The sequence below is a fragment of the Curtobacterium sp. 320 genome (assembly GCF_031455235.1).
Taxonomy (GTDB): domain Bacteria; phylum Actinomycetota; class Actinomycetes; order Actinomycetales; family Microbacteriaceae; genus Curtobacterium.
In genome coordinates, this window is sequence record NZ_JAVDSI010000004.1 from 178,302 (window position 1) to 195,845 (window position 17,544).

Annotated in this window: 18 protein-coding genes; 3 read left to right on the forward strand and 15 right to left on the reverse strand. The window is 71.2% G+C overall.

Annotated features, from left to right (window positions below):
* Position 1 precedes the first annotated feature (1 nt).
* From aroB to J2X60_RS07710, 9 genes are all read right to left on the reverse strand, one after another.
* Positions 2-1,108, reverse strand: coding sequence for a 3-dehydroquinate synthase (gene aroB / locus J2X60_RS07670; RefSeq protein WP_309886992.1), 1,107 nt, complete (start codon positions 1,106-1,108; stop codon positions 2-4).
* Complete coding sequence (locus J2X60_RS07675; RefSeq protein ID WP_309886994.1) at positions 1,105-1,689, reverse strand: shikimate kinase; 585 nt, start codon at positions 1,687-1,689, stop codon at positions 1,105-1,107. The genes aroB and J2X60_RS07675 overlap by 4 nt, the downstream gene beginning before the upstream one ends.
* Complete coding sequence (gene aroC, locus J2X60_RS07680; protein ID WP_070419062.1) at positions 1,686-2,906, reverse strand: chorismate synthase; 1,221 nt, start codon at positions 2,904-2,906, stop codon at positions 1,686-1,688. Before aroC ends, J2X60_RS07675 begins: the two co-directional genes overlap by 4 nt.
* A 45-nt stretch (positions 2,907-2,951) precedes the next feature.
* The gene (gene mltG / locus J2X60_RS07685) at positions 2,952-4,589 is read right to left on the reverse strand and encodes an endolytic transglycosylase MltG (RefSeq protein ID WP_309886995.1); all 1,638 of its coding nucleotides are present in this window, start codon (positions 4,587-4,589) and stop codon (positions 2,952-2,954) included.
* Between the two features lie 100 nt (positions 4,590-4,689).
* Positions 4,690-5,142: a Holliday junction resolvase RuvX gene (ruvX, locus tag J2X60_RS07690; RefSeq protein ID WP_092386988.1), complete on the reverse strand. Its 453-nt coding sequence runs from the start codon at positions 5,140-5,142 to the stop codon at positions 4,690-4,692.
* On the reverse strand, positions 5,142-7,799 hold the full coding sequence (alaS, locus tag J2X60_RS07695) for an alanine--tRNA ligase (protein WP_309886996.1): 2,658 nt from the start codon (positions 7,797-7,799) through the stop codon (positions 5,142-5,144). Before alaS ends, ruvX begins: the two co-directional genes overlap by 1 nt.
* Positions 7,800-7,843: 44 nt before the next feature.
* Positions 7,844-8,026, reverse strand: coding sequence for a hypothetical protein (locus tag J2X60_RS07700; RefSeq protein ID WP_070416260.1), 183 nt, complete (start codon positions 8,024-8,026; stop codon positions 7,844-7,846).
* A 130-nt stretch (positions 8,027-8,156) separates the two neighbouring features.
* Positions 8,157-8,786, reverse strand: coding sequence for a 30S ribosomal protein S4 (rpsD, locus tag J2X60_RS07705; RefSeq protein ID WP_058726527.1), 630 nt, complete (start codon positions 8,784-8,786; stop codon positions 8,157-8,159).
* 241 nt (positions 8,787-9,027) lie between these two features.
* Entirely contained in the window at positions 9,028-10,404 is a 1,377-nt protein-coding gene (locus J2X60_RS07710) for a replication-associated recombination protein A (RefSeq protein ID WP_031261054.1), read from the reverse strand.
* A 128-nt stretch (positions 10,405-10,532) separates the two neighbouring features.
* On the opposite strand from J2X60_RS07710, the gene J2X60_RS07715 reads away from it, so the two are divergent.
* Together J2X60_RS07715 and J2X60_RS07720 are read left to right on the forward strand one after the other, a co-directional pair.
* On the forward strand, positions 10,533-11,348 hold the full coding sequence (locus J2X60_RS07715; protein ID WP_309779682.1) for a peptidylprolyl isomerase: 816 nt from the start codon (positions 10,533-10,535) through the stop codon (positions 11,346-11,348).
* 113 nt (positions 11,349-11,461) lie between these two features.
* A complete protein-coding gene (locus J2X60_RS07720) occupies positions 11,462-12,694 on the forward strand; it encodes a DUF349 domain-containing protein (protein ID WP_309779683.1) in 1,233 nt (410 codons plus the stop codon).
* A gap of 64 nt (positions 12,695-12,758) precedes the next feature.
* Here J2X60_RS07720 and J2X60_RS07725 read toward each other — a convergent pair whose 3' ends face one another.
* From J2X60_RS07725 to J2X60_RS07745, 5 genes are all read right to left on the reverse strand, one after another.
* On the reverse strand, positions 12,759-13,721 hold the full coding sequence (locus J2X60_RS07725; protein WP_070416262.1) for a bifunctional riboflavin kinase/FAD synthetase: 963 nt from the start codon (positions 13,719-13,721) through the stop codon (positions 12,759-12,761).
* Positions 13,722-13,729: 8 nt separating this feature from the next.
* Positions 13,730-14,173, reverse strand: a complete 444-nt coding sequence (locus tag J2X60_RS07730; protein ID WP_309886997.1) for a hypothetical protein — start codon at positions 14,171-14,173, stop codon at positions 13,730-13,732.
* A 79-nt stretch (positions 14,174-14,252) separates the two neighbouring features.
* The gene (locus J2X60_RS07735) at positions 14,253-14,618 is read right to left on the reverse strand and encodes a hypothetical protein (RefSeq protein ID WP_070416264.1); all 366 of its coding nucleotides are present in this window, start codon (positions 14,616-14,618) and stop codon (positions 14,253-14,255) included.
* The gene (gene truB, locus J2X60_RS07740; protein ID WP_309886998.1) at positions 14,615-15,556 is read right to left on the reverse strand and encodes a tRNA pseudouridine(55) synthase TruB; all 942 of its coding nucleotides are present in this window, start codon (positions 15,554-15,556) and stop codon (positions 14,615-14,617) included. Before truB ends, J2X60_RS07735 begins: the two co-directional genes overlap by 4 nt.
* 28 nt (positions 15,557-15,584) lie before the next feature.
* Complete coding sequence (locus tag J2X60_RS07745; protein ID WP_092386977.1) at positions 15,585-16,031, reverse strand: hypothetical protein; 447 nt, start codon at positions 16,029-16,031, stop codon at positions 15,585-15,587.
* Between the two features lie 52 nt (positions 16,032-16,083).
* On the opposite strand from J2X60_RS07745, the gene J2X60_RS07750 reads away from it, so the two are divergent.
* Positions 16,084-16,995, forward strand: a complete 912-nt coding sequence (locus J2X60_RS07750) for an A/G-specific adenine glycosylase (RefSeq protein WP_309886999.1) — start codon at positions 16,084-16,086, stop codon at positions 16,993-16,995.
* Positions 16,996-17,004: 9 nt separating this feature from the next.
* Here the strand turns inward: J2X60_RS07750 and rbfA are convergent, their stop codons facing one another.
* Positions 17,005-17,472, reverse strand: a complete 468-nt coding sequence (gene rbfA / locus J2X60_RS07755; protein ID WP_071296259.1) for a 30S ribosome-binding factor RbfA — start codon at positions 17,470-17,472, stop codon at positions 17,005-17,007.
* Positions 17,473-17,544: the final 72 nt, after the last annotated feature.

Below are 17,544 nucleotides of genomic sequence, written 5' to 3' on the forward strand. Positions count from 1 at the left end.
GCTAGACCCCGACCTCCTGGTAGGCGGTGAAGAGCAGGTGGTCCTCGGGCCCCTCGAGCGTGACCGGCTTGCCGACACCGTCGAGGATGATGAACCGGAGCATGCCGGCGCGGGCCTTCTTGTCACGACGCATCGTGGCGAGGAGACCCTCCCAGCGGCCGATGCCGTAGGTCGTGGGCAGCTCGAGCGACTCGAGGATCGCGCGGTGCCGGTCCACCGTGGCGTCGTCGAGGTGTCCGGTGAGGCGCGCGAGCTCGGCGGCGAAGACCATCCCGACCGCGACGGCCGCTCCGTGGCGCCACTGGTACCGCTCGGCGTGCTCGATGGCGTGCCCGAGGGTGTGCCCGTAGTTCAGGATCTCGCGGCGGCCCTGCTCGGTGAAGTCGTCCGAGACGACCTGCGCCTTGAGCTCGATCGCGAGCTCGACGGCGCGACGGAACTCCGGCGTGGTCGGGTCGGTGACGCGATCGACGTCGGCCTCGATGATGTCGAGGATCTCCGGGACGGCGATGAAGCCGGCCTTCACGATCTCGGCGAAGCCCGTGAGGATCTCGTTGCGGGGCAGCGTGGCGACGAGGTCGATGTCGGCGACGACCGCGCGGGGTGCGTAGAAGGCGCCGACGAGGTTCTTGCCCTCGTTGGTGTTGATGCCGGTCTTGCCGCCGACGCTCGCGTCCACCATGCCGAGCACGCTCGTGGGGATCGCGACGTACGGCACCCCGCGCAGCCAGGTCGCCGCGACGAACCCGGCGAGGTCGGTCACGGCACCGCCCCCGAGGCCGATGACGGCGTCGGTGCGGGTGAAGTCGGACTGCCCCATGATCTGCCAGCAGAACGCGGCGACCTCGACGCGCTTGGCGCCCTCGGCATCCGGGACCTCGGCGATGAGGGCCTCGAGGCCGGCGTCGACGAGCAGGTCGCGCAGCGCGTTCGCCCGGGCGCCGAGCGTCGGGGCGTGCACGATGAGGACCTTGGCGACGCGAGGTCCGAGGAGCGCCGGCACCGACCCGAGCAGGCCGTTGCCGACGGCCACGACGTAGCCGTCCGCGCCGCCGACGCGGATCTCGGTGGTGCCCTCGGGGAGGACGGACTGGGTCGGGTCGGTCACGCTGTTCCTTCGCTCGTGGGTGCACCGGTGCTGGCCGGAGGGGTCTCGTCGCGCAGCCACGCGACGACGTCGTCGACGACGTGCGACATCGGCCGGCGCGAGGTGTCGAACACCGCGTGCGCGAGCTCGGCGTAGGTCGCCGCTCGCGCGTCCATGATCGTCTGCCACGCGTCGATGCCGCCGTTCGCCAGGAGCGGCCGGTCACTGCCGGCGATCCGGTCGGCGACGGCCTCGGGCGAGACGGTCAGCAGGACGATGCGCGCCCCGGCCATGGCCTCGCGCGTGGCGACGTGGGTGACGGCGCCGCCACCGACGGCGATGACGCCCCCGGTCGACAGCGCTGCCCGGACGGCTGCGGCCTCGAGTTCACGGAAGGCGGCCTCGCCACGGTCCGCGAAGATCCCGGGGATCGGACCGTGCTCGCGGACGATCACCCGGTCGGTGTCGGTGAACGGGACGCCGAGCGCCTTCGCCACGCGCTTGCCGACGCTGGACTTGCCGGCGCCCATCGGCCCGATGATGACCACCGGGGCTGCGGGACCGGCCGACGGCGACGCCGCCGGCTCGGGTGCGTGCGTCACCAGGCCGTGGAGTGCTCGGCGGCCTCGGTGCTGCGGGTGCGCAGCGTCTCCGGGATCGACGCGAGGTACGCGTCGAGGTTCCGCTTCGTCTCGACGACGTTGTCGCCACCGAACTTCTCGAGCACGGCGTCGGCGAGGACGAGCGCGACCATGGCCTCGGCCACGACACCGGCGGCCGGGACGGCGCAGACGTCGGAGCGCTGGTGGTGCGCCGAGGCGTCCTCACCCGTGGCGACGTCGATGGTGTGCAGCGCGTGCGGGACGGTCGCGATCGGCTTCATGCCGGCGCGGACGCGCAGCACGGTGCCCGTGGACATGCCGCCCTCGGTGCCGCCGGCGCGGTCGGACGTGCGGTAGATCTCGCCGTCTTCGCGGAAGAGCTCGTCGTGCGCCTCGGACCCACGGCGGGCAGCGGTCGCGAAGCCGTCGCCGACCTCGACGCCCTTGATCGCCTGGATGCCCATGATCGCGGCGGCGAGACGGGCGTCGAGCCGGCGGTCCCACTGCACGTGCGATCCGAGTCCGGGCGGGACGCCGTAGAACAGCACCTCGACGACGCCGCCGAGGGTGTCGCCGTCTTTCTTCGCGGCTTCGACCTCGGTCACCATGCGAGCGGAGGTCTCGGCGTCGAAGCACCGCAGCTGGTCGTCGTCGAGGCGGTCGACGTCGTCCGGCAGGGGCAGCGCGGTGCCGTCGGGGACGCGGACGGTGCCGACCTGCAGCGTGTGCGCGACCGATCGGATGCCGAGCTCCGCCAGGAAGGACTTCGCGACGGCGCCGAGCGCGACCCGGGCCGCGGTCTCGCGCGCGCTCGCGCGTTCGAGGATCGGGCGGGCCTCGTCGAAGCCGTACTTCTGCATGCCGACGAGGTCGGCGTGGCCCGGACGCGGGCGGGTGAGCGGGGCGCTCCGCCCACGGGAGAGGTCGGTCTGCTCGACGGGCTCGGGGTTCATGACCTCGACCCACTTCGGCCACTCGGTGTTGCCGATGCGGATCGCGATCGGGCTGCCGAGCGAGTAGCCGTGCCGGACGCCGCCGGAGACGTGCAGTTCGTCCTGCTCGAACTTCATGCGGGAGCCGCGGCCGTAGCCGAGCTTGCGTCGCGCGAGATCGGTACGGATGGACTCGAACGACACCGGGACACCCGCGGGCAGGCCCTCGAGCATCGCGATCAGTTCGGGTCCGTGGGACTCACCAGCAGTCAACCAACGAAGCATGGTGTCCATCTTCCCACAGCCCGGGCCCCGTGCGACGCCGCTCGACTACTGGTAATCGGGGTGTGCCCGGAGCCACGCCTGGAACTGGTCGACGGCGACGAGGTGCTGCGCGTACGTGTCGGAGAACACCGTCTCGCCGGTCTCGAGGTTCACCGTCACGAAGTACAGCCACTTCCCCTGCGCCATGTTCGTGACGGCCTTGATCGCGATGTCGCCGGGGTTCGAGATCGGTGCCGGCGGCAGGCCGTCGTGCACGTAGGTGTTGTACTTGTTCGACGCGTCCTTGCGCTCGGCGTCGGTCGTCGTCACCCGGTGGGTGTTGCCGGTGCCGTAGGCGACCGTCGCGTCGGACTGCAGCGGCATGTCGATGTCGAGCCGGTTCTGGAACACCCGCGCGACCTTCGGGTAGTCGGCCGCGAGGCCCGCTTCCTTCTGGACGAGCGAGGCGAAGATGATCACGCGCTCCTGGTCGGCCTCGGCCACACCGGCGGCGGAGAGGTGCTCCTTCATCGTGTCGACCATCGACTTGAAGTACTCCGTCGCGCTCCACCCCGGGTTGATCGGGTAGGTCGCCGGGAACAGCCAGCCCTCGAGCGTGGTCGTGTTCGCCGGCAGGTCGTACGCGGAGAGGTCCTTCGCCGCAGCGGAGACCTCGGCGGCTGAGAGCCCCGCCTTCGAGACCATGCCGGCCTCGATGTCCTTGAGCGCCGTGCCCTCGGGGATCACGATCGAGGCCTGGACGCGGTTGTCCTTGTCCTGCAGCGCCGCGAGGGCCGCCTTCGAGCTCATCTTCTTCTTGAGCGCGTACGACCCCGGCTGGAACTGGACGTTCGGCGAGGCGAGCAGGAGCTTGTAGAAGACCTTCGAGTCCTTCACGACACCGCTGCGCTGCAGGGTCGCGGCGACGTTCTCGCCGATGTCGCCCTGCTTGATGGTGATCGTCACCTTGCTGGTGCCGTCGCCGGAGTAGTCGTCGGGCTCCTGGGAACCGCTGATGGCGGCGACGAGCTGCTGGACCTTGGGGGCCGCGAAGGAGTATGCGGACACCCCGACCGCGAGGACCACCGCGACGATGACGATGCCCGCGATGAGCGGGCCGCGACGACGCTTCGGGCGCGGCTCACGCGGGCCGCGTGGCGACCTGGAGGCGCCCCCACGTCCACCGCGACCGCCGCGTCCACCGTCTCCCGCGCCTCCGGGGCCGTTGCCGGGCTGGTCGGGACCACCTGCGCCGGCACCCGCGCCGGCGGCGGTGGCCGCACCGCCGCGTGCCGCGGCACGCGCGTCGTCGTCGACGTGGAGTTCGCCGGTGAGGAGCGCGTGCACGTCCGGGTGCAGTTCGTCGGGTGACGACGCCACCGGGGCGTCCGCCGCGGCGGCGCGACCGTCGATGTCGGCTCGGCCGAGGTCGGGACGGTCGGTGCTCGACCCGGCCGCGTCGGTGCGGGCCGGGCTCGCGGCCGCGGGGCCCGCGTCGGCGCGCGCCCGCGCGGCTTCGGCGGCGCGTGCTTCGCGTCGGGACATCGGTCGACCGGTCGCGTCCGGGGCGCCGTTCCGCACGCCGGTGGTCTCGCCCGCGTCACCGCGTGCGTCGGGGGTCTCCGCACGGTCGGAAGTCGTCTTCCGCCGCTCGGCGTCGTTGCCGGGCGCGATGATCGCGTTCCAGTCCAGGTCGTCTGCCAACGGTCCTCGGGTCTCTCGGTCGGGAACTCCGTCTGGGCTCGGGGTGCTGGGCGACGGTGTGGCAGCCGCGTTCAGGCGAGCACTGCGGTGGTCCGCAGTTTCAGGGGAGCGTGGCCCCGGGTGGGGCACTGGCCGCACGCTCGTGGTCGAGCGCGTGTTGCAGAATGATAACAGCGGCCGCTTGGTCGATCACGGCGCGGGACTTCTTCGTGTTCTTGCCGGCCTGGTGCAGGCCGCGCTGGGCCGTCACGGTCGAGAGTCGTTCGTCGACCAGACGCACCGGACGGTGTTCCGCCAGGCGTCCGGCGAACTCCCGAGCGTCCGCCGTGGACGGTGTGTCCCCGCCCGACATCGAGAGCGGCAGCCCGACGACGATCTCGAGGACGTCGTACTCCTCCGCGATCTCGAGGATCCGCCGGACGTCCGTGGCGTCGTGCCGGGCGACGGTCTCGACGGGCGTCGCGAGGAGCCCATCGCGATCGCACACGGCGACCCCGATCCGGGCGCGGCCGACGTCGACGCCGAGCCGGCGCCCGGAACGGATCGCCACGATCAGGCCGCGAGCCGGTCGGTGACCGCGCGGAGGGCTGCCGGGAGCGCGGACGCGTCGGTGCCACCGCCCTGCGCGAGGTCCGGCTTGCCGCCGCCACCACCACCGAGGACGCCGGCGGCTTCCTTCGCGAGCGGTCCTGCCTGCACACCGGCGGCGCGGGCGGCGTCGTTCGTCGCGACGATGACCACCGGCTTGTCGTTGATGACCGCGCCGAGGACCACCACCGCGGCACCGTCGCCGAGCTGGCTGCGGACACCGGTCGCGAGCGCGCGGAGGTCGTCACCGGACTGGAGTCCCTGGACGGACTCGGCCACGACGGTCGTCGCGCCCACCGTCGTCGCCTGGCGTGCGATCGCCGGGACGCGCTGCTGGAGGTTCGCGGACTCGAACTCGGCGACGCGCTTCTGCGCCGTCCGGAGGTCCTCCATCAGGGACTGCACGCGGGTCGGCAGGTCCTCTCGGGGGGCCTTGAGCGCGCTCGACAGCTGGGACACGATGGTGCGCTCGACGGCGAGGTCGCGGAAGCCCTCGAGCCCGACGAGCGCCTCGACGCGGCGGTTGGTCGAACCGACGCTCGACTCCCCCACGAGGTTGACGAGCCCGACCTGGGCGCTGGACGCCACGTGCGTGCCACCGCAGAGTTCACGGGACCACGGGCCGCCGATGTCGACCATGCGGACCTCGGAGCCGTACTTCTCGCCGAACAGCGCCTGCGCGCCGAGCGACTTGGCCTCGTCGAGCGGGAGCACGCGCGTCGAGACCTCGAGGTCGGAGCGGATCGCGGTGTTCACGACCTCCTCGATCTCGGAACGGGTCTCGAGCGAGACCGGCTGCGACCACGAGAAGTCGAGCCGCATGTAGCCCGACTTGTTGTACGAGCCGGCCTGGAGCGCCTCCGGGCCGAGGATGTCGCGCAGTGCGGCGTTCACGAGGTGCGTCGCGGAGTGCGCCTGGGTCGCACCGCGGCGGTACTCGGCGTCGACCACGGTCGTCGCCGGCGCACCGACACCGACCTCGCCCGAGCGCACCTGGACCGTGTGGCTCCACAGACCGGCGACGGGACGCTGGACGTCGAGCACCTCGAGGTCGAAGCCGTTGCCGACGATCGAGCCCTGGTCGGCGTCCTGACCACCGGACTCGGCGTAGAGGGAGGTCTCGCCGAGGATGACCTCGGCGATGTCGCCCGCGACCGCACGGTCGACGCTCACGCCGTCCACGATGATGCCGAGGATGTTCGTCTCGGCCTCGAGCGCGTCGTAGCCGAGGAAGACGGTCTCGCCCTGCGCCCGGAACGCGCTGTAGACGCTGAGGTCGGCGAGCGCGGTCTTCTTGCTCTTGGCGTCCGCCTTCGCCCGCGCCCGCTGCTCGGACATCAGGGTCTCGAACGCGGACCGGTCGACCTGGACGCCGGCTTCCTCGGCCATCTCCATCGTGAGGTCGATCGGGAAGCCGAAGGTGTCGTGCAGGAGGAACGCCGTGTCCCCGCCGATCGCGGGCGCGCCGTCCTGCTTCGCACGCTCGACCGCGACGTCGAGGATCGTCGTGCCCTGCGCGAGCGTGCGGAGGAAGGTCTCCTCTTCCGCGTAGGCGATGCGCGCGATGCGGTCGTAGTCGCTGCCGACCTCGGGGTAGGCGTCGCGCATGGCGTCGCGGGACGCGGGGAAGAGCCGGGGGAAGGTCGCACCCTCGACGCCGAGCAGGCGCATCGCGCGCACGGTGCGGCGGAGCAGGCGGCGGAGGATGTAGCCGCGGCCCTCGTTCGACGGGGAGACGCCGTCGGCGATGAGCATGAGCGCCGACCGGACGTGGTCCGCGATGACGCGCATGCGGACGTCGTCCTCGTGCACGGCGCCGTACCGACGACCGGAGATCGCCGCCGCCTCGTCGAGGACCGGGCGCACCTGGTCGATCTCGTACATGTTGTCGACGCCCTGCTTGATGAAGGCGACGCGCTCGAGCCCCATGCCGGTGTCGATGTTCTTGTTCGGCAGCTCGCCCGTGATCTCGAAGTCGTACTTCGAACGGACGTCGGCGATCTGGTACTGCATGAACACCAGGTTCCAGATCTCGACGTAGCGGTCGTCGTCGGTCGCCGGACCGCCGTCGATGCCGTACTCCGGACCGCGGTCGAAGAAGATCTCGGAGCAGGGGCCCGCCGGCCCGGGCTGCCCGGTCGACCAGTAGTTCGTGTCCTTGCCGAGCCGCTGGATCCGCTCGTCGGGGAGCGAGGAGTGCTGCTTCCAGAAGGCGATCGCCTCGTCGTCGTCCTCGTACACGGTGACCCAGAGGTCGTCGGGCGAGAAGCCGAGCCCACCGTCCGGCTCGGGCGTCGTCAGGAACTGCCAGGCGTACTCGATCGCCTGCTCCTTGAAGTAGTCGCCGAACGAGAAGTTGCCGTTCATCTGGAAGAACGTGCCGTGCCGCGGGGTCTTGCCGACCTCTTCGATGTCGTTCGTGCGGATGCACTTCTGGACACTCGTGGCACGGGGGTACGGCGCCGGGACGAGCCCGGTCAGGTACGGGATGAACGGCACCATGCCGGCGACCGTGAACAGGAGCGAGGGGTCGTCCGAGACGAGCGAGGCGGACGGGACGACGGTGTGGCCGCGGTCACCGAAGAACTGGAGCCAACGGCGGCGGATCTCTGCGGTCTGCATGGTGCTTCCTGGTTTCAGGTCGTGTGCGTGGGAGGGGTCGTCGGTCAGACGTCGGTGCGGAGCTCGGCCTCGCGAGAGCGGTAGCCCTCGGCCACGGCACCGCGGAACGCTTCCGCGCGAGCGTTCACGTCGGCGAAGAACCGCGCGCCACCGGGAGTGTTCGCGACCTTGTGCGCGACGGCGAACCCGATGACGACGCCGACGGCGACGAAGAACAGCTGCTTCACGGTGCCTCTCCCTCTCGTGCACGCGAGCGGTGCGTGCCCAGACGATCTTACCGACGACACCGGCCACCGACGCCGAACGGCGGGCCGCCCTCGTGAGAGGACGACCCGCCGTTCGGGTGTGATCAGTGGATCAGCGAGCTGCGTAGTACTCGACGACGAGCTGCACTTCACAGGTCACGGGGACCTCGGCACGCTTCGGGCGACGGACCAGGCGGGCCTGGAGCTTGTCGATCTCGACCTCGAGGTAGCCCGGGACCTTCGGCAGGACTTCCTGGTGCCCACCGGCGGCGGCGACCTGGAAGGGCTCGAGGGACTCGGAGCGCTGCTTCACGTGGATGAGCTGCCCCTCCTTCACGCGGAAGGACGGACGGTCGACGAGCTTGCCGTCGACCAGGATGTGACGGTGCACGATCAGCTGACGGGCCTGCGCGGTGGTGCGGGCGAAGCCGGCACGGAGCACGAGGGCGTCGAGGCGCTGCTCGAGGAGCTCGACCAGGTTCTCACCGGTCAGGCCCTTCGTCTTGCGGGCCTCTTCGAAGACGATGCGGAGCTGCTTCTCGCGGATGCCGTACTGGGCGCGCAGACGCTGCTTCTCACGGAGGCGGACGGCGTAGTCGCTGTCCGCACGACGGCGGGTGCGGCCGTGCTCACCGGGGCCGTAGGGGCGCTTCTCGAGGTAACGGGCCGCCTTCGGCGTCAGCGGGATGCCGAGCGCGCGCGAGAGGCGGGTCTTGCTGCGGGTACGTGACTTGGTAGACACAGGGTCCTTTTCTCTGTCTGAACTGAATGACTCGAGGGGATCCGTCCGACCGTGGGCAACGAGACACACGGAAGGGATCGGCCCCGACGACGGGATCCAGAGGGATGAGCCTGTGGGATCGGACGGCTACAGTCCGAACCTCTGCCCCCGTACCACCGGAGTGGCACTCTGTCCTCGACGCAGCCGTGCTCGAGGACCAGGACGTAGGCCCGGCAATGCTAGCAGGAACTCGGGGCGGCCACTACTCGCCGCGGGTGATCTTCCGGAGTCGCTCGAGTCGGGGCCCGACCTCGCGCTCGAAGCCGTTCGCCGTCGGGGTGTAGTACTCGGTGCCCTCGAGCGCGTCGGGCAGGTACTGCTGCTCGGCGACACCGTGCTCGGCGTCGTGCGAGTAGACGTAGCCCTTGCCGTGGCCGAGCCGCTTCGCGCCGGGGTAGTGCGCGTCGCGGAGGTGCATCGGCACGACCCCGAGCCGCCCGGCCTTGACGTCGGCGATCGCGGCGTTCACCCCGTTGTAGGCGGCGTTCGACTTCGGCGCGGTCGCCAGGTAGACGACCGCCTCGGCCAGGGGGATCCGGCCCTCGGGCATGCCGATGAGCTGGACGGCCTGTGCGGCCGCGACCGCGATGGGCAGGGCCTGGGGATCGGCCATGCCGATGTCCTCGGACGCCGAGATGATGATGCGACGGGCGATGAACCGCGGGTCCTCGCCCGCCTCGATCATGCGCGCCAGGTAGTGGAGTGCGGCGTCGACGTCGCTCCCCCGGACCGACTTGATGAACGCGCTGATGACGTCGTAGTGCTCGTCGCCCTGGCGGTCGTAGCGGAGCAGTGCCCGATCGACCGCTGCGGCGACGGTGTCGGCGTCGACGACCGGGACCGTGTCGACGCCGTCGAGGGTCCCGTCCGCGTCGTCGTCGGCCTGCGCCGCGACGGCCGAGGACGCCGCGGCCTCGAGCGCGGTGAGTGCCCGACGGGCATCGCCGGAGGACAGCCGCACGATGGCGCTGCGGGCCTCGTCGCCGAGGACGACCGATCCGCCGAGACCCCGCGGGTCCTCGACCGCGCGGTCGACGAGCATGCCGAGGTCCTCGTCGGTGAGGGGCTTGAGCGTGAGCAGCAGGGAGCGGGACAGCAGCGGCGAGATGACCGAGAACGACGGGTTCTCGGTCGTCGCCGCGATGAGGATGACCCAACCGTTCTCGACGCCGGGCAGCAGGGCGTCCTGCTGGGCCTTGCTGAAGCGGTGGATCTCGTCGAGGAAGAGGACCGTGGTCGATCCGTAGAGGTCGCGGTGCGTGAGCGCCTTCTCCATGACCTCGCGCACGTCCTTCACGCCGGCGGTCACGGCCGACAGCTCGACGAACTCGCGACCGGACTGCCGCGCGATCGCCTGCGCCAGCGTCGTCTTGCCGGTGCCGGGCGGTCCCCAGAGGATCACCGAGACGCCGCCGGGGTTCTCGCGCGTGCCCGTCGCGAGCTGCACGAGGGGACTGCCGCGGCCGAGCAGGTGCTGCTGGCCGGCGACCTCGTCGAGGCTGGTCGGCCGCATCCGCACCGCGAGCGGGACGGACCCCTGCGCCAGCCCGGCGCGACCGCCGGTGGTGGGCGCACGCATGCCCGAACGGTCCGCTGCCATGTGACCAATCGTAGGCCGACCCACCGACAGGGGCGTGCCTCCAGGCCTCCGACAGGGCCGTTTACAGTACGCTCGTCGCACACTCGACGAGAGGTACGACCAGCACCGTGGCACCGAAGAACCAGGCGCGTGACAACCGGGAGGCGCGCGAGCGCCTCCGCCTCTACACGGCACGGCAGGGCCTGCACGAACGGCAGCGGCGCCGCCGGGTGCGGGACAACGTCGTCGGCGCCGGTGTCCTCGTCCTCGTCGCGGCGTTGGCGACCGGTTCGCAGCTCGCCTTCGCCGGGTCGCAGGGTGGCGGGGCGGACGCGAGCGCGAGTGCCTCCGCGACCGCGACACCGACCCCGTCCGCGAGTGCCACCGCCGCGAACACGGGCGACGTCCCGAGCAAGTCCATCGCGAAGGACTCCACCTGGACCGGATCGCTCACCCTGAACAAGGACGTGAAGCTCGGCATCGAGCTGGACGGCGAGAAGGCACCCCAGGCCGCGAGCGTCGAGATCAAGCTCATCCAGGAGCAGTTCTACAACGGCACCACCTGCCATCGACTCGCCGACAGCACCGGGTTCGAGTTCCTGCAGTGCGGCTCCGCGAACGGCGACGGCACGGGTGACGCCGGGTTCCAGTACGGTCCGCTCGAGAACGTCCCGAGCGACGGCAAGTACACCAAGGGCACCATCGCGATCGCCCGCAGTTCGTCGGCGTACTCGCAGACGACTCAGTTCTTCATCGTCTACGGCGACACCACGTTGGACGGCTCCACCGGCGGCTACACCGTCGTCGGGAAGGTCACCAGCGGCCTCGACGAACTCGAGTCGAAGATCACGTCGAAGGGCATCTCCTCCCCCGGCAGCGACGGCACCGGCGAGCCGAAGGTGGCGACGAAGATCACCGGCGCGACGATCGAGCAGGAGAAGTAGTCCACAGGAGCGCCGACCCGGCGGGTCGCAGATGCTCTCCGTGCAATAGGCTGACGACCTGACCGTGCCGACGGCGACGTCGGTGATGCACGACCACGATCGAGGCGAGACCTGTGGGACCTGACGAAGCAACGACCTGGGGGCGGGTCGACGAGACCGGGACGGTGTACGTCCGGTACGAGGACACCGAGAAAGCCGTCGGTGAGTACCCGGACGCGACACCCGACGAAGCCCTCGCCTACTTCGCGCGGAAGTACGCCGACCTCGAGGGGCAGGTGAAGATCGCCGAGCAGCGTGTCCAGCGTGGTGCCTCGGCGAACGACGTCGCCCGCACGGTGGAGCACCTGCAGGCCCTCGTGGCCGAGGCCCGGGTCGTCGGCGACCTCAAGTCGCTCGAGACCCGCGTCGCCGCCCTGACCGAGCAGCTCGGCTCCCTGACGAAGGAGCAGGCGGAGCAGGCACAGCAGGCCCTCGCGGACGCCCTGGCGCACCGCACCGCCCTGGTGGAAGAAGCCGAGGCCCTCGCCGCGGTCGACCCGGCACGGGCACAGTGGAAGCAGATCACCGCGCAGCTCGACGACGTCTTCGCGCGGTGGCAGCAGCACCAGCACGACGGCCCGCGCATCCCCAAGAACGAGGCGAACGAGCTCTGGAAGCGTTTCCGCGCGGCCCGCTCGACCGTCGACCAGCACCGTCGCGCGTTCTACTCCGAGCTCGACGCGCAGCACCGCGACGCCCGCAACCGCAAGCAGGAGCTCGTCCAGCAGGCCGAGGCGCTCGCTCCCCGCGGGTCCGACGCGATCCCGGCGTACCGCGAACTGCTCGACGACTGGAAGGGCGCGGGGCGAGCCGGCAAGCGGCACGACGACGCACTCTGGGCGCGCTTCAAGGCCGCGGGTGACGTGCTGTTCGAGCAGCGCCACGCCGAAGCCGCCGCCGAGAACGTCGAGTACTCGGCCAACCTCGAAGCGAAGCAGGCGCTCCTGACCGAGGCCGAGCCGCTCCTGAAGGTCACCGACCGGGCTGCCGCCCGCAAGACCCTGACGGGCATCCAGCGCCGGTGGGACGAGATCGGCAAGGTCCCCCGCGGTGACGTCCGGCGCATCGAAGACCGTCTCCGCGCGGTCGAGGACCACGTGCGCAGCCTCGAGGACGAGCACTGGAAGGCGTCCGACCCGGAGCGCAAGGCCCGTCAGACCGGTCTCGCGAGCCAGCTCGAGGACGCGATCGGCAAGCTCGAAGCGGAGCTCGCCGATGCCCAGGCCTCGGGCGACGCCCGCAAGATCAAGGACGCGCAGGAAGCGCTCGACGCCCGCAAGATCTGGCTCGACGCCCTCGGCGGCTGATCCGCCCCCTACGACGAAGCCCCCGCGACCGTTCGGTCGCGGGGGCTTCGTCGTAGGTACCTGGTCAGACGACGGCGGGGAGCCCCAGCAGCGTCCGGATGTCGCGGTCGTCCTGCCGCATCTGCTCGGCGAGCTCGTCCATCGAGTCGAACTTCACCATGCCCCGCACGTACGAGACGAACAGCACCGAGATCGTGTCGCCGTACAGGTCGATGTCCACGTCGAGCAGGTGCGCCTCGATCTGCTTCGCCGGCACGCCCTCGAACGTCGGGTTGTTGCCGACGGAGACGGCAGCCGGGTACACCGTGCCGTCGTGCAGGACCCGTGCGGCGTAGACGCCGTCGGCGGGGACGAAGCCCTCGGACGCCGGGTCGAGGTTCGCCGTCGGGTAGCCCATCGCCCGACCGCGCTCGTTCCCGTGCACGACGACGCTCCGTACCGCGTGTTCCCGGCCGAGCAGGCGCGCGGCCTCGGCGACGCGGCCGTCCCCGAGGAGCTCGCGGATCCACGTCGAGGACACCCGTCGCTCGCCGTCCGGCCGGACGTCGTCGACCAGGTCGACGTCGTCGATGAGCTCGACGGTGAAGCCGTGCTGCTCCCCCAGCTCGCGCAGGAGGGCGACGTCGCCGGCGCCCTTCGCCCCGAACCGGAAGTCGCTGCCGACGAACACGAGCTGGGCGTGCAGGGTGTCGACGAGGATCTCGGACACGAAGGCCTCTGGCGCCTTCGACTGGAGCTCGTGGTCGAACCGGAGCAGCAGGGTGGCGTCGACCCCGACGTCGTCGAGCAGCTCGCGCCGCTGGGCGATGCTCGTCAGGGCGGGCGGCACCTTGTCGGGGTCGATCACGTCGAGCGGGTGGCGGTCGAACGTCACGACCGTGGACACGAGGCCGTGCTCGCGCGCCGCACGCTCGAGGTGCGCGATGACCGCACGGTGCCCGACGTGGACCCCGTCGAACTTCCCGATGGTGACCGCACTCGGCCCGAAGCCCTGCGCCACGTCGGCGGTGTCGTCGTAGTACTGCACGTCGGTCCCTACTCGCCGGCCGGTACGGCGGACGGGGTCGTCTCGGTCGCGGTGGCGGTGCGGTGGTGCTTGCGGAGCCACCAGAGTCCGGCCACCGGCAGCACCAGCGGCGCGAAGGCGTAGCCCATGCCGTAGTACGACCAGATGGTGTCGTCGGGGAACAGCTGCCGGTCGAAGAGCGACAGCGTGCCGATCACGAGCACGCCGGTCATCTCGAAGATGATCGTGACGCAGGCCACGCGGTACCAGAACCGACCCGGCACGATGAGGGCGATCATCGCGACGATGTACACGACCGCGGCGACGGCGCTGAGGGTGTACGCGAACGGTGCGAACGAGAACTTCTCGATGATCTGCACGACGCTGCGTCCCGTCGCTGCCAGCGCGAGGATGCCGTAGACGGCGATGAGGACGCGGCCGATGCCGGTCGCGAGGGAGGATCTGGTCGCCATTGCACCGATTCTACCGACGGCGGGCGGCCACGATGACGCACCACGACGAACGCGCAGTCGCCGAGGGCACGCGAGCGGGTCAGTTCAGGGCGAACCAGATCTGGTACATCCGGTAGACCATCACCGCGACCGTGAACGCACCGGCCCCGAGGACCACCGTGCTCCACTTCGTCCGGTCGATGAGCGCCCAGACGATGGTCGCCGGCGGGACGAGGAGCACCGAGACCGCGTACACGCCGAACTCGAGCGCGTTGCCGACCGGCGGGCTGCCCGTGGCCGGCAGGACGAGGGAGATCACACCCTGTGCGAGGAGCAGCAGCTCGATGAGCGCGAGCGACCCGACCGTGTAGTCGTTCGGCTTCCAACCGATGAACCCCACGACGACCGCGAAGAGCCCGGCGAGCACGGCGATGACGAGCTGCACCCACATGAACCACTCGATCACGCGCCCACCCCCGGTGCCGTCGGGAAGTTGGTGATGACGCGCAGCAGTCCGCGTCGCACCGATACGAGCCCGACGAGCCGGTCCCCCTCGGTGGCGACGGCCGCGACCGGGCCGTCGGTGTCCGGGTGGTCCGCCGCGACGCGCTTGCCGTCGGCGAGGTCCTTCGCCGCGGCCGGGTCGAGCGGCACGGACGGGAACAGGGTGCGGGCGACGTCGACCGGTCGGGCGAGTGCGGCCCGGACGTCGACGGACTCGTCCTCGAGGTCGATCGCGTCGTCGACGCTGAAGGGGCCGACCTCGGTGCGGCGGAGCGCGGTGAGGTGGGCGCCGGTGCCGAGTGCGGCGCCGACGTCACGGGCCAGCGCACGCACGTAGGTGCCGGACGAGCACGACACGACGACGTCGAGGTCGATCACGGCCACGTCCTCGCCGTCGACGGAGACGACGCGGTCGCCCCGGCCGGTGACGTCGAACCGCGACACCGTCACGGTCCGGGACTGCAGGACGACCGCTTCACCCTTGCGCGCGAGGTCGTAGGCGCGGCGGCCGCCGACCTTGATGGCGCTGACGGTCGACGGCACCTGCGAGATCTGTCCGCGCTGCTCGGCGACGGCCCGCTCGACGGCCGCCTCGGACACGTCCGCCGAGGACGTGCCCACGGCTGCGGTGGGGGTCCCGTCGGCGTCGTCCGAGTCGGTCGAGACCCCGAGACGGATCGTGGCGGTGTAGGTCTTGCCGAGCCCGACGAGGTGCGTCAGGAGCCGGGTCGACGGGCCGATCCCGAGCAGGAGCAGGCCGGTCGCCATCGGGTCGAGCGTGCCGGCGTGGCCGACCTTCTTCAGGCCGAGCCGACGTCGGGCGATGGAGACGACCCGGTGGCTGGAGATCCCCTGCGGCTTGTCGACGAGGAGGATGCCGTCGGGCGCGGTTTCGAGCACCAGAGGAGATTACCAGCGCTCCGGCGACTCAGCAGGCGTCGTTCCACTCGCGACGCGGGTGCTCGGGGTCGGTGACGTCCAGCACCGCGGACGCAGCGATCTTGACGTCCGCGCGGCGTTCGAGGCGCCCGGACTCCTGCTCCACCCACAGCGACCAGCGCCAGAGTCGGTGGGCACCGTGCGCCAGCACCCCGTGTCCGTGCACCACGAGGATGCCGGGGCCCTCGCCGGTGGACCGGAACGGCGCGACGAGGTCGGCCCGCAACGCGTCGACGTCGCTCGACGGTGCGGCGGCGGCCATCGCGGACACCCCGTGCTGCTGGAAGCCGTCGACGAGCCCGGAGGCCACGCGTTCGAGGTCGACGCCGTCCTGTCCGTCGATGCCGACGACCGTCCGGTTCGTGCCGACCTGTGCGATCACCTCGGCCGCGATCGCGGCCATGGTGTCGGTCTCCTGGGGTGCCCAACGTGCCATGCACCCACCGTAGGCTGTCGTGGTGAACGCGAGTCGTGCCTCCAGTCCGAATGTGGACAACCCGACCCGTCCACAGGACGCGACCCGAGGAACGGACATCGCGACGCCGCTCATCGCGTGGTTCCGCGCCGAGGCGCGCGACCTGCCGTGGCGGCGCCCCGGGTTCCCCGCGTGGGGCACGCTGGTCAGCGAGATCATGCTGCAGCAGACCCAGGTCTCGCGCGTCGTGCCCCGCCTGGAGGCATGGCTCACCCGCTGGCCGACGCCTGCGGACCTCGCGGCCTCACCCCCGGCGGACGCGGTGCGTGCCTGGGACCGGCTCGGCTACCCGAGACGGGCGCTCGCGCTGCACGCGGCCGCGACGGCGATCGCCGAGCAGCACGACAACGTGGTGCCCCGGGACGTGGACGCGCTGCTCGCGCTCCCCGGGATCGGGGACTACACGGCCCGGGCGGTCGCCGTGTTCGCGTACGGCGACCGGCACCCCGTCGTCGACGTGAACGTCCGGCGCGTCCTCACCCGCGCCCTGCTCGGCCAGGGCGAACCGGGCCCAGCGAGGGCGAAGCAGGACCTCCCGCTGATGGAGTCGGTGCTGCCGGACGACCGTGACGACGCCGCAGCGACGAACGCCGCGGTGATGGAGCTCGGTGCGCTCGTCTGCGTCGCCCGCTCCCCCGCGTGCGACGCGTGCCCGATCGCCGACCGCTGTGCGTGGCGGGCCGCTGGCTACCCGGAGCACGAGGGCCCACGCGCACCGAAGCAGGCGAAGTTCGCCGGCAGCGACCGGCAGGTGCGCGGGCTCATCATGGCGGAGCTCCGCGCGAGTGACGTCCCCGTCACGCGCGACGAGATCGAACCGGTGTGGCCCGACGCCGAGCAGCGGGACCGGGCGCTCGCGTCGCTCCTGCGCGACGGACTGGCCGTCGGGGACGACGCGAGCGGCTACCGGTTGCCCGAGGGCTGATCGGACGGGTCACGCGCGCGCCGCGTCGGCGTCGTCCTCGTCCTCGTCCTCGTCCTCGTCCTCGTCGTGCTTGTACGGGTCGGCGTCGCCGGCGTAGGTCGCGCCGGCCGCGGCTGCACGGACCTGCTCGTCGCGCACCTGGGCCTGCACGAGCAGGTCCTCCATGTGCGCCGAGGTCTCCGGCAGGGCGTCGGCGATGAACTCGAGCGACGGGGTCAGACGAGCGGTGATGTTCTTGCCGACCTCGGACCGGAGCATCCCGGTCGCGGCCTTGAGCGCCGCGGCGGAGTCGGCACGCTCCTCGTCGGTGCCGTACACGGTGTAGAAGATCGACGCGTGCTGCAGGTCACCGGTCACACGGACGTCGGTGATCGTCACGAACCCGAGTCGCGGGTCGCGAAGGCCCTTGTCGAGTCGGCGTGCGACGACTTCCTTGATGCGGTCCGCCATCTTGCGTGCGCGCTGCGGATCGGCCATGGGTGCCTCCTGTGGAGATGTCTTGCTCTGGAACGGGGCTGGGCCCCGACCTCCCGTGAAGGAAGCCGGGGC

Bases quoted from the DNA above. Each gene is read 5' to 3' on its own strand.
- aroC (WP_070419062.1), bottom strand. From the start codon at position 2,906: ATGCTTCGTTGGTTGACTGCTGGTGAGTCCCACGGACCCGAACTGATC.
- alaS (WP_309886996.1), bottom strand. From the start codon at position 7,799: ATGCAGACCGCAGAGATCCGCCGCCGTTGGCTCCAGTTCTTCGGTGAC.
- J2X60_RS07710 (WP_031261054.1), bottom strand. From the start codon at position 10,404: ATGCGTGCGCCCACCACCGGCGGTCGCGCCGGGCTGGCGCAGGGGTCC.
- J2X60_RS07730 (WP_309886997.1), bottom strand. From the start codon at position 14,173: ATGGCGACCAGATCCTCCCTCGCGACCGGCATCGGCCGCGTCCTCATC.
- J2X60_RS07745 (WP_092386977.1), bottom strand. From the start codon at position 16,031: ATGGCACGTTGGGCACCCCAGGAGACCGACACCATGGCCGCGATCGCG.
- rbfA (WP_071296259.1), bottom strand. From the start codon at position 17,472: ATGGCCGATCCGCAGCGCGCACGCAAGATGGCGGACCGCATCAAGGAA.